The following is a 14,000-nucleotide window of genomic DNA, read 5'->3' as shown; positions in this document are numbered from 1 at the left end:
GCAATTTATGATAACTATCTATATAAGTGAAATGCACGACGGATAGTGCAGCGAATCTAAAAATAGACATAGGCATTTTTCAACTTTTGTTATATTATAACATGATTCGCTAAATTGAGTAATGTTGTGATGTCTCGCCTATTTGTCTTGGTCTTGTTTTCGATGTTAAGCACATGGGGCTGGACACAAAGCTTGGTGGTTTCAACACACCCAATTTATCTGATTGCCAAAGAAGTAACAGACGGAATAGAAGAGCCGATTCTGTTATTAAAAGATCAAAGTGGTCATGACGTACAACTCACACCAGCTCACCGTAAAGCGATTCAAGATGCCTCTTTGGTAATTTGGCTTGGGAAAGCGCATGAAGCGCCTCTCGAAAAGATGTTGAACCAGAACCGTAAAGCAATCGCACTATTGGATTCAGGCATTTTAACGACTTTACCACTGCGTAATTTGCGTGGCGCATCTATGGCGAACACGGTTGATAGCCATGTTTGGTTAGATCCAAATAATGCGGTGCGTATCGCCTTCTTTATTGCAACTTTGCGTTCACAGCAATATCCAGAAAATAAAGCCAAATATATGGCCAATGCGAAAGAGTTTTCGCAACAAATGCTACAGGCGTCGCAGCAGTATGAAAGCTCAAATAAAGCAAAGAATTACTGGTCTTATCATGATGCCTATCAATACCTAGAAAGAGCATTGAACCTGAAATTTGCAGGTGCACTGACCGATGATCCACATATTGCACCAACTGCAGCTCAAATTAAATACTTAAGAGACAATCGTCCGCAAAATAAAATGTGCTTATTGGCCGAAACGACAGCAAGTGCTAGTCAGTACCAAAAAATGAACCCAGTAGTTTTCCAGTCGGTCGATGAAAGCATGCGCGGCGAAGACAATTTTGTAACTGCATGGAAAAAATTGGCTTTAAAAACTGATAAATGCGTAATAAGTGCACAAAATTGATCAAAAAAATAAAAATCAATTGACTCTAGCGTCAAAAAATATGGTAACGAAAAAAGCAGACTTAAGTCGAGAAAAGATTGCATGTTCAGGGGTGTAACTCTATAATGCCTGCGATTCGAAACGATCATGATTAAAACTTGTCAAGCAGTTCTGCTGTAAGTGGGTAAAAAATGAGCCAAACTAGTCGCATGATTGACCGACGATTAGCAAAAGCTTTGGTCTTCTTACAAGCATGTATGATTCCTATTGCAGCTTTGCTTGCATGGGCAATAAAAGATACAACTGCTGCTTTGAGTGCTGCGCTTGGGGCTTTGGTATGTTGGTTGGCACATTGTTATTTTGCTTGGCAGTCGTTTAGAACGGCAGGCGCAAGAGCATCAAAACAAGTCATGCTGAATATGTACCGAGGAATGCTCGGTAAGTTTGCGATTGTGATTGTGGGTTTTATATTAATTTTGAGCAATGTTAAACCGCTGTCACCGGTTGCGTTGTTTTGTGGATTTATTCTCGTACAAGCGATGTCGTGGGTCGCGCCATTTTGGGTGGCACGACTACAAAAACGAGGGTAAAGCACATTTTGAGATTTTTGGAAGTAGAGGCGGAATCATTGCCATCCGCATGATTCGTTTCTCTTCTTTTTAATGATTGACATTGACCAGGTGTGATTTATGGCTGCTGAAGAACATGCCCTGACTTCGACCGAGTATATCAAGCATCACTTGACCAATATGACCTATGGCAAAATGCCTGACGGTACATGGAAATTGGCTGAGACTGCTGAAGAAGCTCATTCGATGGGGTTCACTGCAATTCACTTGGATTCAATGGGTTGGTCTATCGGACTTGGTGTGATTTTCTGTTTGTTGTTTTGGATAGTTGCGAGAGCTGCGAATGCAGGTGTTCCAACTAAATTCCAATCAGCGATTGAAATGATTATCGAGTTTGTAGACTCAAGTGTTCGTGATACTTTCCACGGCAAATCACGTTTAATTGCACCATTGGCATTAACCATTTTCGTGTGGATTTTCCTCATGAACGCAATGGACTTAATCCCTGTTGACTGGATCCCGTATACAGCTCAATTGATTGGCGCAAACGTATTTGGTATGGACCCTCACCACGTTTACTTCAAAGTTGTTCCATCTACTGACCCGAACATTACCCTTGGTATGTCGTTGTCTGTATTTGTTTTAATTTTGTTCTATAGTATTCGTGAAAAAGGGATCGGCGGTTTCGTCGGTGAATTGGCACTTAACCCATTCAACCCAAGTAACAAATTTGCAAAAGCGTTATTGATTCCAGTGAACTTAATTTTGGAATTAGTAACTTTCCTTGCTCGTCCAGTTTCGTTAGCTCTACGACTGTTCGGTAACATGTATGCGGGTGAGTTGATCTTCATCTTGATCGCATTATTGCCGTTCTGGATCCAGTGGGCGTTATCTGTGCCTTGGGCTATCTTCCACATTCTCGTAATCACGCTGCAAGCATTTATCTTTATGATGCTGACCATCGTTTACTTGAGCATGGCAAGCGAAAAGCATTAATGGTATTGCCTGATTGTCACCTGACAGTTGGGCTTAAATTTTAGTTTAATTTGGTAATAACCTAACCTCTGAGGAATTTTTCATGGAACTCACTTTAGGTCTAGTTGCAATTGCATCTGCTATCTTGATCGCTTTCGGTGCTTTAGGTACTGCGATTGGTTTCGGTCTTTTAGGCGGTCGCTTCTTAGAAGCTGTTGCTCGTCAACCAGAATTGGCTCCACAACTTCAAACTCGTATGTTCTTAATCGCGGGTCTTCTTGATGCTGTGCCTATGATCGGTGTTGGTATTGGCTTGTTCTTCATCTTCGCTAATCCATTTGTAGGTTAATAGCTTAATTCCTAAATCCACATATTGAGGAATAGCGAAATGAATATCAACCTCACATTGATTGGCCAAGCAATTGCATTTGCGATCTTTGTCGCATTCTGCATGAAGTTTGTATGGCCTCCACTAATCAATGCGATTAGTGAGCGTCAGCGTAAAATCGCTGATGGCTTAAATGCTGCTGAAAAAGCAAAAGCTGACCTTGCTGATGCGCAAGCACAAGTTAAGGCAGAATTAGACGCAGCAAAAGCACAAGCGGCTCAATTGATCGAACAAGCGAACCGTCGTGCAGCACAATTGATCGAAGAAGCGCGTACCCAAGCATCTGCTGAAGGTGAGCGTATTCGTCAACAGGCGAAAGAAACTGTTGATCAAGACATCAATTCTGCTCGCGAAGAATTACGTCAACAAGTTGCTGCTTTGGCAGTTGCTGGTGCAGAAAAAATTCTGAACCAACAAGTTGACGCAGAAGCTCATAATGCCATGCTGAATCAGCTGGCTGCTAAACTTTAAGCGAGGCGAATATGGCTGAACTCTTGACGTTAGCACGCCCGTACGCCAAAGCAGCATTTGCTTATGCATCTGAGCAGAATGCAACTGACGCTTGGTCAAATGCGTTACAACTGCTCAGTGCTGCGGTGCAAGATGAAGCATTTTCCGCTTATTTAAATCGCCCTGAGCTGACTCCTGCGGAACAAGTAGGTCTTTTTGCCAAGGTTTTAGGTGAAGATCAAACTCAATCAGTGTCTAACTTTTTGACATTGCTTGCAGATAATGATCGTTTAGTTTTATTGCCTGAAATCGCAACAGAATACGAACTACTTAAATCGCAGAACAACAACACATTGGAAGTAGAAATTGAATCTGCTTTTCCAATGGATGCGACACAAGAGCATATTTTAGCTCATGCGCTTGAAAAACGTTTTAACAGAACAGTTCATGTCACTGTTAACGTTAATCCAGCGTTGATCGCAGGTGTTGTGATTCGTGCAGGCGACCAAGTGATAGATGACTCTGCGCTTAACAAGCTTGAAAAAATGCGGACTCGTCTTCTTGCGTAATAGCAAAAAGACTGAACTTAAAAAAGATTGAGGAATAGCGCAATGCAACAACTGAATCCATCCGAGATCAGTGCGCTCATTAAACAGCGTATCGGCGATCTGGACACCAGCGCGACCGCGAAGAATGAAGGTACCATCGTCATGGTATCTGACGGTATCGTGCGCATTCACGGTCTTGCAGATGCAATGTACGGTGAAATGATCGAATTCGACGGCGGCTTATTTGGTATGGCACTGAACCTAGAACAGGATTCAGTGGGTGCCGTTGTTTTAGGTAACTACCTAAGCCTGCAAGAAGGTCAAAAAGCTCGTTGTACAGGTCGTGTATTAGAAGTTCCGGTTGGTCCTGAACTTCTTGGCCGTGTCGTAGACGCTTTGGGTAACCCAATTGATGGTAAAGGCCCAATTGATGCGAAACTTACTGATGCTGTTGAAAAAGTAGCACCAGGTGTAATTTGGCGTCAGTCTGTCGACGAACCTGTTCAAACTGGTTATAAATCAGTTGATACCATGATCCCTGTAGGTCGTGGTCAGCGTGAGTTGATTATTGGTGACCGTCAAACTGGTAAAACAGCAATGGCGATCGATGCGATCATCGCTCAGAAACATTCTGGCATTAAATGTGTATACGTTGCGATTGGTCAAAAACAATCAACAATTGCAAACGTGGTACGTAAGCTAGAAGAAACTGGCGCTATGGCGTATACAACTGTTGTCGCAGCTGCGGCCGCTGATCCTGCAGCAATGCAGTATTTAGCTCCGTACTCAGGCTGTACAATGGGCGAATACTTCCGTGATCGTGGTGAAGATGCATTAATTATTTATGATGATTTGTCTAAGCAAGCTGTTGCTTACCGTCAAATTTCATTACTTTTACGTCGTCCACCAGGTCGTGAAGCGTATCCAGGTGACGTATTCTATCTTCACTCGCGTCTTCTTGAACGTGCTTCGCGCGTTTCAGCTGATTATGTTGAGAAATTCACGAACGGTGCAGTAACTGGTCAAACTGGTTCTTTAACTGCGTTACCGATCATTGAAACTCAAGCTGGTGACGTATCTGCATTCGTACCAACCAACGTAATTTCGATTACTGACGGTCAGATCTTCTTAGAAACATCATTATTCAACGCAGGTATTCGTCCTGCTGTGAACGCGGGTATCTCGGTATCTCGTGTTGGTGGTTCTGCTCAAACGAAGATCATCAAAAAATTGTCTGGTGGTATCCGTACCGCTCTAGCGCAATACCGTGAATTGGCTGCGTTTGCTCAGTTTGCTTCTGATCTTGATGAAGCAACGCGTAAGCAACTTGAGCATGGTCAACGTGTAACTGAGTTAATGAAGCAAAAACAATATGCTCCATACTCAATTGCTGACCAAGCTGTTTCTGTATATGCATCTAACGAAGGCTACATGGCTGACGTAGAAGTGAAGAAAATCGTAGACTTTGATGCTGCGTTAATCTCTTACTTCCGTTCTGAACATGCTGCGTTAATGCAACAGATCGATGAAACTGGTGATTACAACAAAGACATCGAAGCAGCATTCAAAGCAGGTATTGAGAGCTTCAAAGCGACTCAAACTTACTAATTTTAGCAATAGCTAAAACTTTAGTTAAGTTTGGTTCACGGATCAACCTTCGGAAGCTCGCAAGAGCTTTCGAATACTAGGTTAAGCGTATGGCAAATTTAAAAGAAATTCGCGCCAAAGTAGCTAGTATCAAGAGCACGCAAAAGATTACTCGCGCGATGCAAATGGTAGCTGCTTCGAAAATGCGTCGTGCGCAAGAGCGCATGGCTCAGGGCCGTCCGTATGCCGATAATATGCGCCGTGTAATTGCTCACTTAGTCCAAGCAAACCCTGAATACAAACACCGTTATATGGTTGAACGCCCAGTTAAGCGCGTTGGCTATATTGTGGTGTCTTCAGATCGTGGCTTGGCAGGTGGCTTGAACATTAACTTGTTCAAGAAAGTTGTGCAGCATGTCAAAGCACAGCAAGAGCAGTCAATTGAAGTTGAATTTGCTTTGATTGGTCAAAAAGCGGTTTCGTTTTTTAAGAATTACGGCGGTAAAGTGCTTGGTGCAACGACCCAACTTGGTGATGCACCGAGTTTGGAACAGTTAACTGGCTCAGTACAAGTTATGCTTGATGCATTTGATAAGGGCGAATTAGATCGTATCTACCTCGTATCAAATGGGTTCGTCAATGCAATGACTCAGCAGCCTAAAGTTGAACAACTTGTTCCTTTAGCACCGGCAGAAGAAAGCGATGACCTCAACCGTACTTATGGTTGGGACTATCTCTACGAACCAGAAGCAGAAGAATTGTTAAATGGTTTGTTGGTTCGCTATATCGAGTCTATGGTTTATCAAGGTGTAATTGAAAACGTTGCATGTGAGCAGTCAGCTCGTATGGTCGCGATGAAAGCAGCGACAGACAACGCAGGACAATTGATTAAAGACCTACAACTCATTTACAACAAGCTGCGTCAAGCCGCGATTACTCAGGAAATTTCTGAGATCGTTGGCGGTGCCGCTGCCGTTTAACATTATTAAGTTTGAATTGAGGAGACAGCAATGAGTAGCGGTCGTATCATTCAGATCATCGGCGCGGTTATCGACGTCGAGTTTGAGCGCAATAGCGTTCCTAAGATCTATGACGCTCTCCAAGTTGACGGTACTGAAACTACATTAGAAGTTCAGCAACAGCTTGGCGATGGTGTTGTTCGTACCATCGCAATGGGTTCTACAGAAGGTCTTAAACGTGGCCTAAATGTAACCAGCACAAATGCACCGATTTCTGTTCCAGTAGGTCCAGCGACACTTGGTCGTATTATGGACGTATTGGGTCGCCCAATTGATGAAGCAGGTCCTGTAGCGACTGAAGAGCGTTTGCCGATTCACCGTCAAGCACCTTCTTATGCTGAACAAGCAGCTTCTACTGATCTTTTAGAAACTGGTATCAAAGTCATCGACTTACTTTGCCCGTTTGCGAAAGGTGGTAAAGTTGGTTTATTCGGTGGTGCGGGTGTTGGTAAAACCGTTAACATGATGGAGTTGATCAACAACATCGCGAAAGCACACTCAGGTTTATCTGTGTTTGCTGGTGTTGGTGAGCGTACTCGTGAAGGTAACGACTTCTATCACGAAATGAAAGATTCTAACGTTCTTGACAAAGTAGCAATGGTCTACGGTCAGATGAATGAGCCACCAGGTAACCGTTTACGCGTAGCGTTAACTGGTTTGACCATGGCTGAATATTTCCGTGATCAAAAAGACGAAAATGGTAAAGGTCGTGACGTATTATTATTCGTCGACAACATCTACCGTTATACACTTGCGGGTACTGAAGTATCAGCATTGTTAGGTCGTATGCCATCTGCAGTAGGTTACCAACCGACACTTGCAGAAGAAATGGGTGTTCTTCAAGAGCGTATTACGTCTACTAAGTCTGGTTCGATCACTTCGATCCAAGCAGTATACGTACCTGCCGATGACTTAACAGATCCATCGCCTGCGACAACATTTGCTCACTTAGATGCAACAGTTGTATTGAGCCGTGACATCGCATCTTCTGGTATTTATCCAGCGATCGATCCACTTGACTCAACTTCACGTCAGTTAGATCCATTGGTTGTTGGTGCTGAGCATTATGAAATTGCACGTTCTGTACAGAACGTATTGCAACGTTATAAAGAGCTTAAAGACATCATCGCAATCTTGGGTATGGACGAGTTAGCAGAAGAAGACAAATTGGTTGTTTACCGTGCGCGTAAAATCCAACGTTTCTTCTCTCAACCATTCCACGTAGCTGAAGTGTTTACTGGTGCGCCTGGTAAATTAGTACCGCTTAAAGAAACGATTCGTGGCTTTAAAGGTCTATTAGCTGGTGAATACGATCACATCCCAGAACAAGCGTTCTATATGGTTGGTGGTATTGACGAAGTGATTGCTAAAGCTGAGAAACTCTAATTTAAGGAGATCATCTCATGGCGACTATGCAATGTGATGTCGTAAGTGTTAAAGAGTCAATTTACTCTGGACAAGTTACGATGTTAATCGCAAAAGGTGCGGGCGGTGAACTTGGTATTTTACCAGGGCATGCACCACTCGTAACTTTACTCCAACCGGGCCCGATTCGTGTTCAGTTGGAAAATGGTACAGAAGAAATCGTTTATGTATCTGGCGGTGTGTTAGAAGTTCAACCTCATGTTGTTACCGTACTTGCAGATACTGCAGTTCGTGCTGACAATTTAGATGAAGCTGCAATTTTAGATGCTCGTAAACAAGCTGAAGCATTGCTAGCAAATCAAAAGAGTGACTTAGACTCTGCTGCTGCACTCGCATCTCTATCTGAGATTGCAGGTCAGCTTGAAACGATTCGTAAGATAAAAAACCGCGCATTGTAATTTGCAGGTTTGACATAAAAAAGCCACCGTAAGGTGGCTTTTTTTATGGGAAGAAAAAGTTTAAATGTATTTAAATAGTTCTCATTATCATATAAATTTGTTGTGCTTATTTATATTATTGTAAAGCCCAAGGAAACTTAAAAATGAAATCTAAAATCGTTCTTCCACTTATTATTTCAAGTCTGTTTGTTGGCTGTGCCTCTGTTCCAAAAGCCAACCCACAACTTTCGCAGCAGGCAAAACAGTTATCCAATCCTGCTGATGGAAATGCCGCGATTTATGTTTATCGTTCAAATAGCGTGGTTGGTGGAGCAATTAAGAAAGATGTCTGGGTGGATGGAGAGTGTTTGGGTGAGACTGCACGTGGCACATTTTTCTTAAAAGAAGTTACTGGTAATCAAGAGCATACGATTTCTACTGAATCTGAATTTTCGCCAAACCATTTAGTCCTTAAGACCGAAGCTGGCAAGCGCTATTTTATCCAACAATTTATTAAACCAGGTGTATTTGTCGGTGGGGCAAATTTAAAGCAAGTCGATACGACAACTGGTGAAAAGGCTGTGGGTGAGTATCAACTCGCACAGTCTGGTAAATGCAGTAAAGCGACAATTTCACTTGATAAGAAATAAGAGAAAGCCACCGAAAGGTGGCTTTTTTTATATAAAGAATAAATAGAGCATCAAGTTTGAATCATTGCGACAAGAACCAATAATATTAACTTGTAGGCTGTTCAGATTCAGCCTTATTTCCCAACACTAAGGTTGCCAGTTTCACCATATCCATTTGAATTGTATTAAATTGCTTTTCTATCTTGGCAAAATCAATTTTTGAAAGATCGGTTTGACCATGCAATAGTGGCATATTCAGCAACTGTTGATTTGCACTCAATAAGCTTTGGCGAATTTGATCTACTTCCGTACTCTTTAAGTTGAGTGCCAGCAAGGCATCATGTAAACCATTCAATTCTTGGCTTAAAGCACCTGTTGTCTGTTGCAGGCTTTGAACATTTTTATCTTGAATCGCTTGTTCAAGATTGCTTTGTGATTGCTTAAGCAGCGTGACGTAGTCATCAGTCTCGATTTGCAACTTGGCAATATCACGGGCGATGTTCAACATATTGCCACGACTTAAGGGTTGGGTGTCTTGAGTGACTGTTGTTACGCTTTCTTCATTTTCAGAAGCTGTGTCTGTCTGTTCAAATGTAGTTGTTTGCTCAGTTTGTTCATTCTCTTGAGGGGCTTGGTCGCAACCAGTGAGCGTTAATGCCGCCGCAAGTGTAGATACAGAGAGAATGGCTTTGAGGGATAGATTTTCCATCATGGCTGAACGACACCAGATTATAAGAAGATGGTCACTATAATGAGAAAGTGTGGAGAAAGAAGTGATTTTTGCAATTCAGCAACAGTTTGATGGAAATAGAGAGATGAAGGGCTTTTTAAGTTTTGAATAGAAAAGAGCAGATTAAATGCTCTTTTCTATTTATATCTAAAAATTATTTCGCTAATTCTGCTTCAATTGCGCTGACAATACGCTCGTCATCCGCAGTAATATCTGGTGCAAAACGAGCAACAATTTCACCATTCTTATTCACTAAGAATTTTTCAAAATTCCATAACACTTCTGGTGGATTGTTTGGCGTTAAACCATAATCGACTAAGTCTTTCCACCATGGACCTTCACCTTGACGCTCTGGAATTGCTTGGGTCAGGGTTTGATATAAAGCGTGTTTATCCTCACCCGCAACAGAGATTTTTGCGAACAGAGGGAAGTGCACATCATAGTTCAGTGAGCAGAACTGTTGGATTTCATCATTTGATCCTGGCTCTTGTTCCAAGAAATTATTCGCAGGAAAACCAAGAATTTCTAAACCTTGATCTTTTTTGGCTTGATACAGTTTTTCCAGACCTTCGTATTGTGGTGTTAAACCACATTTTGATGCAACGTTGACGATCAACAGGACTTTGCCTTGATATTGATCTAGATCGACTGCTTGACCTTTAATGTCTTTAACTGGAATGTGATAAACCGATTGGCTCATGGAATACGTCCTAATTTGTTGTTGTGACAATACCCGTTTGTTTTAACTGCTATTGCCGCATAGTGCAATGCTCTTGATATGAATCCATACAAATAATCAGAAAAACCAAGCCTTTATTTTAGAGGGAGGCATTTTTAAGTTGAATGGGGGTTTGTCCCGTATAGCGCTTAAAGAACTCAATAAAGCTGGAACTGTGGTGATAGCCTAAAGCAAAGGCCAACTGTTTAATGGTCATCCCTTGGCGAATTTGATTGATGGCAAAAATAATCTTGGCACGATTGCGCCATTCTGACAGCGACAGTTGTAACTCTTGCTGGCTCAGACGAAGCACGTGCCGCTCGCTCACCGTAAAGTTCTGTAATACCTGTTGTAGACTGCTATTAAATAATTCAGGATCAGACAGCTTTTCTAGGATTGGCGACAAAATGGGATGGCTACTTTGCGGTAAGTAATGTGAATAAGCAGGCGCTTGTTTGAGCTGATCGAACAGCACTTGTAGCAGGTGTTCGAGATATTCAGGGGGGGCAGCTTGTTTTTGTTGCTCTAAGATTTGTAGTACCAATGCCCGAAAGAAAGGCTCGATACTAAAACAACGACAAGTATTCCCTAAAAAATCGCCAAACTTCGGATGTAGGCGGATACAGATATAATGAATTTCATGCTCAACGGGGAGTGATTGATGTTCGGTTCGTGAGGGTAACCACAATCCATAACTCGGTGGTGATAGGTAGTATTGACCTTCAATATCAAACTCTAAAGTCCCATTCAAACTGAAATTGAAATCGCCCCAAAGTGAAGAATGAGGTGTGACAATATCGTCTTTTTGATACAGAAATTCATGCACTTCTATACCGTGTAAAAAGGGAAATTGTTCAGCAACATCATGCTTCATTTGAGGGTCTCATTTTAGTTTTCGTAGGTCACTTTAGGATTGTTTAGACCTTTGGCTAAAGTAAAAATGCTAATCAAAGCTAAGGCAACAAAACTAATTACACCATAAATTAAGATATTTTCATTGAAATGATCAACCACATAACCACCGAGTAGTGAACCTGTGGCAATCATGACTTGGAACATGCCGACGAACAAAGGCATACCTTTTTCCACGGCATGAGGAGCATGCACAAACATCCAGATATTGGCTGAGGTAGGGAAAGCACCGAAAGCAAAACCCCATAAGGCGGTCAGTACAATGGCACCAAACTCATGAACTGCAAAGATTGGGAAGCCAAAGAAGACGATTGCAAAACAGATCCCGACAAAGGCAAGGGTATAGCGCACATTTAAATTGCCACTATAGCCTGCAAAGGCATTACCAAAAATACCTGCAATGCCATAAAGCAGAAGCAATGAGCTAATGGTGGTTCCGTTAAAACCTGCAATATTTTTAAAGAAGGGTGCCAAGTAACTATAAGCACAGAAGTGAGCAAGACCAATCAGTAATACGATCAACATGCCGCTACGTGCTTTGGGGGTACGCAATAATGCAGGTAGGTCGCGTAAATGAATGGCAGACTCAGGTTTCAGTTTAGGCAAGAAAATCACTTGTAGAACCAAAACCAGCAGTCCAATCACCGCAGTAATGCCGAATGCACTTCGCCAGCCATAGAATTCACTCAGCCATGTTCCGATTGGAACGCCTAGCACAGTTGCAAAAGTAACACCTGCCATCACAATTGCAGTGGCTTTGGCGATAGGTAAATGGGGTGGTGCAAGCTTGCCACTGAGCGCGATTGCGGTTGCCCAGAAGCCGCCAATTGAAATTCCGAGTACCAAACGACTGAGCAATAACACATTGAAGTTATCGGCAAATGCCGTAATGGTGTTGGCTATGACCATAATTGCGGTCAGTAAGATCAATACATAACGACGATCAAGCTGTTTGACCCAAATGGGTAATAGCGGTGCAGCAATTGCTGCCATTACACCAGGCAAGGTAATGATTAAACCTGCAGTCCCGACGGAAATATTTAAGTCCGCTGCGACACTATTCAGTACGCCTACAGGCAAGAATTCGCTGGTCACCAATGCAAAAGCACCAATAGCGACAGCTAAAATTGCATACCAACTACCTTGCGTGGTTTCGATGGGTCGTGCATCTGAGGAAGTGGATTGTTCCATGTGAATGTCCTTATTTGTCAGTAAGATGACAAAAGGTTTATGAAAAATGAAGTTTTTATAACGATCGATATAAAATAAAATAGTAGATAAATGCAAGGTCGTCAATTAATTTAATAGTGATCGTTATAAAAATATTTGTAAGGCTTATGATAAATATGCATAGCTTGGGAAAGTTACGCGCAAATGGAAATGAACCAATAGGGTCGCCTTAACAGGTTGTGTAGAGGCGACTAGTCATGATGCGGATAGAAGAAATATCTAAGCAGGGGGATTCAGTATGATCTCTGCTTTTATCCTTGCTTTTGATAATGGATTTTAGGGTTGTTCAGACCTCGTGCTAGTGTAAAAATCAATACCAAAGAGCAGAGGACCAATGGCAACATAGCGAAAAATAAAACTGTACCATTAAAATAATCAACGATAATGCCGCCAAACATACTGCCCAACGCAATCAAGATTAAAAAGGTCAAAGTCACCATTGGCATACCTTTTTCAACGGCTTCAGGCGCATGTGTAAACATCCAGATGTTGACTGCGGTTGGGATAATGCCATAAGCGAAGCCCCATAAAGCAGTCAATATGATTGCAGAGACGACATGTGCGCCAGACAGTGGTAAGCACAGAAAGGCAAAGAAGAAGGTGATACCACTGACTGCAAAGGTATAACGGATATTCTTCTGCCCCAGATAGCCTGCAAAAATATTGCCAAAAATCCCTGCAATACCATAGACCAGTAGTAAACGACTAATCAGGCCATCAGAAAAGTCCAATTGATGCTTAAAAAAGGCAGAAAAATAACTATAAGCCGCAAAATGTGCAAAGCCCATAAAAATAAAGATGATCAGACCTTTACGCGCTGCAGGATGTTGCAACAGGATCGGAAGTTCTTTCCAACGCAATGAAGAAGCGGGTTTGAGCTGAGGCAGATACAGATACTGGAAGATAAACAGCAATACCCCCATCAATGAAATTGCCGTGAAAGAGGTCTGCCAGCCATTATATTGAGCCAACCATGTGCCCATCGGTACCCCCAATACACTGGCCAAGGTCACCCCGAAAGCCACCCAAGCTGTTGCTTTGGCAATCGGTAAATGGGGCGGTGCAAGGCGACCGCTTAAGGCGACGGCAGTGGCCCAGAATCCGCCAACGGCAACGCCCAGAATGATACGTCCGACTAACAGCAGGATAAAGTTAGGCGCAAATGCGGTGAGAAGATTGGCAATAATCATTAACAGGGTGAGCATCAGTAACAGAGTTCGTCGATCTAGTGTCTTCGCCGAAATTGGAATCAGCACTGCAGCAAACATACCGACGATTGCGGTCAATGAAACGGTTAGACCTGCTGTTCCAACCGAGACTTGAAAGTCCCTTGCGATGTCATTGAGTACACCAATCGCAAGAAACTCACCTGTGACCAAGGCAAAAGCGCTGAAGGTAACGGAGAGTAATGCGAGCCAGTTTCCTTGTGAGGGGTTCGACTCCAGCGAGCTGATCTCAGTTGCAGATGGGTTTTCCATAAAAATTCCCTTTATTG

Annotated in this window: 16 protein-coding genes; 11 read left to right on the top strand and 5 right to left on the bottom strand. The window is 42.6% G+C overall.

Going from position 1 to position 14,000, the window contains the following annotated elements; all coding sequences use genetic code 11:
• The first annotated feature begins 129 nt into the window (after positions 1 to 129).
• From FPL17_RS13355 to FPL17_RS13305, 11 genes are all read left to right on the top strand, one after another.
• Entirely contained in the window at positions 130 to 969 is an 840-nt protein-coding gene (locus FPL17_RS13355) for a metal ABC transporter substrate-binding protein (RefSeq protein ID WP_159885487.1), read from the top strand.
• A 170-nt stretch (positions 970 to 1,139) separates the two neighbouring features.
• A complete protein-coding gene (locus FPL17_RS13350; protein WP_005186627.1) occupies positions 1,140 to 1,538 on the top strand; it encodes an ATP synthase subunit I in 399 nt (132 codons plus the stop codon).
• 99 nt (positions 1,539 to 1,637) lie between these two features.
• Positions 1,638 to 2,513 carry a F0F1 ATP synthase subunit A gene (atpB, locus tag FPL17_RS13345; protein ID WP_159885485.1) on the top strand — a complete coding sequence of 292 codons (876 nt, stop codon included), beginning with the start codon at positions 1,638 to 1,640 and terminating at the stop codon, positions 2,511 to 2,513.
• Positions 2,514 to 2,595: 82 nt separating this feature from the next.
• On the top strand, positions 2,596 to 2,841 hold the full coding sequence (gene atpE / locus FPL17_RS13340) for a F0F1 ATP synthase subunit C (protein WP_000424060.1): 246 nt from the start codon (positions 2,596 to 2,598) through the stop codon (positions 2,839 to 2,841).
• A 39-nt stretch (positions 2,842 to 2,880) separates the two neighbouring features.
• Positions 2,881 to 3,351 carry a F0F1 ATP synthase subunit B gene (locus FPL17_RS13335; protein WP_004656525.1) on the top strand — a complete coding sequence of 157 codons (471 nt, stop codon included), beginning with the start codon at positions 2,881 to 2,883 and terminating at the stop codon, positions 3,349 to 3,351.
• Positions 3,352 to 3,362: 11 nt separating this feature from the next.
• Positions 3,363 to 3,899, top strand: coding sequence for a F0F1 ATP synthase subunit delta (locus FPL17_RS13330; RefSeq protein WP_005200699.1), 537 nt, complete (start codon positions 3,363 to 3,365; stop codon positions 3,897 to 3,899).
• A gap of 42 nt (positions 3,900 to 3,941) precedes the next feature.
• Entirely contained in the window at positions 3,942 to 5,486 is a 1,545-nt protein-coding gene (gene atpA, locus FPL17_RS13325) for a F0F1 ATP synthase subunit alpha (RefSeq protein WP_159885483.1), read from the top strand.
• Positions 5,487 to 5,575: 89 nt separating this feature from the next.
• Complete coding sequence (gene atpG / locus FPL17_RS13320) at positions 5,576 to 6,445, top strand: F0F1 ATP synthase subunit gamma (protein WP_005200697.1); 870 nt, start codon at positions 5,576 to 5,578, stop codon at positions 6,443 to 6,445.
• Positions 6,446 to 6,475: 30 nt separating this feature from the next.
• Positions 6,476 to 7,870 (top strand): F0F1 ATP synthase subunit beta, encoded by a 1,395-nt coding sequence (atpD, locus tag FPL17_RS13315; RefSeq protein WP_004656517.1) that lies wholly within the window; start codon positions 6,476 to 6,478, stop codon positions 7,868 to 7,870.
• Positions 7,871 to 7,887: 17 nt separating this feature from the next.
• Positions 7,888 to 8,307: a F0F1 ATP synthase subunit epsilon gene (locus FPL17_RS13310; protein ID WP_005200695.1), complete on the top strand. Its 420-nt coding sequence runs from the start codon at positions 7,888 to 7,890 to the stop codon at positions 8,305 to 8,307.
• A gap of 143 nt (positions 8,308 to 8,450) precedes the next feature.
• On the top strand, positions 8,451 to 8,936 hold the full coding sequence (locus FPL17_RS13305) for a DUF2846 domain-containing protein (protein ID WP_159885481.1): 486 nt from the start codon (positions 8,451 to 8,453) through the stop codon (positions 8,934 to 8,936).
• 85 nt (positions 8,937 to 9,021) lie between these two features.
• On the opposite strand, the gene FPL17_RS13300 is transcribed toward FPL17_RS13305, so the two are convergent.
• The 5 genes from FPL17_RS13300 to FPL17_RS13280 all read right to left on the bottom strand — a co-directional run bounded on the left by FPL17_RS13300 (position 9,022) and on the right by FPL17_RS13280 (position 13,983).
• A complete protein-coding gene (locus tag FPL17_RS13300; protein WP_151716518.1) occupies positions 9,022 to 9,627 on the bottom strand; it encodes a hypothetical protein in 606 nt (201 codons plus the stop codon).
• A 172-nt stretch (positions 9,628 to 9,799) separates the two neighbouring features.
• Positions 9,800 to 10,345, bottom strand: a complete 546-nt coding sequence (locus FPL17_RS13295) for a glutathione peroxidase (protein ID WP_151716519.1) — start codon at positions 10,343 to 10,345, stop codon at positions 9,800 to 9,802.
• Between the two features lie 118 nt (positions 10,346 to 10,463).
• Positions 10,464 to 11,237 carry an AraC family transcriptional regulator gene (locus tag FPL17_RS13290; RefSeq protein WP_005200693.1) on the bottom strand — a complete coding sequence of 258 codons (774 nt, stop codon included), beginning with the start codon at positions 11,235 to 11,237 and terminating at the stop codon, positions 10,464 to 10,466.
• A 14-nt stretch (positions 11,238 to 11,251) separates the two neighbouring features.
• A complete protein-coding gene (locus FPL17_RS13285; RefSeq protein WP_004801995.1) occupies positions 11,252 to 12,466 on the bottom strand; it encodes an MFS transporter in 1,215 nt (404 codons plus the stop codon).
• Between the two features lie 290 nt (positions 12,467 to 12,756).
• Positions 12,757 to 13,983: an MFS transporter gene (locus tag FPL17_RS13280; RefSeq protein ID WP_159885479.1), complete on the bottom strand. Its 1,227-nt coding sequence runs from the start codon at positions 13,981 to 13,983 to the stop codon at positions 12,757 to 12,759.
• Positions 13,984 to 14,000 lie beyond the last annotated feature (17 nt).

The sequence above is a fragment of the Acinetobacter dispersus genome (assembly GCF_009884975.1).
Lineage (GTDB): Bacteria > Pseudomonadota > Gammaproteobacteria > Pseudomonadales > Moraxellaceae > Acinetobacter > Acinetobacter dispersus.
The sequence above is the reverse complement of the archived record's forward strand: the minus strand, read 5'-3'. Positions and strand labels throughout refer to the sequence as shown.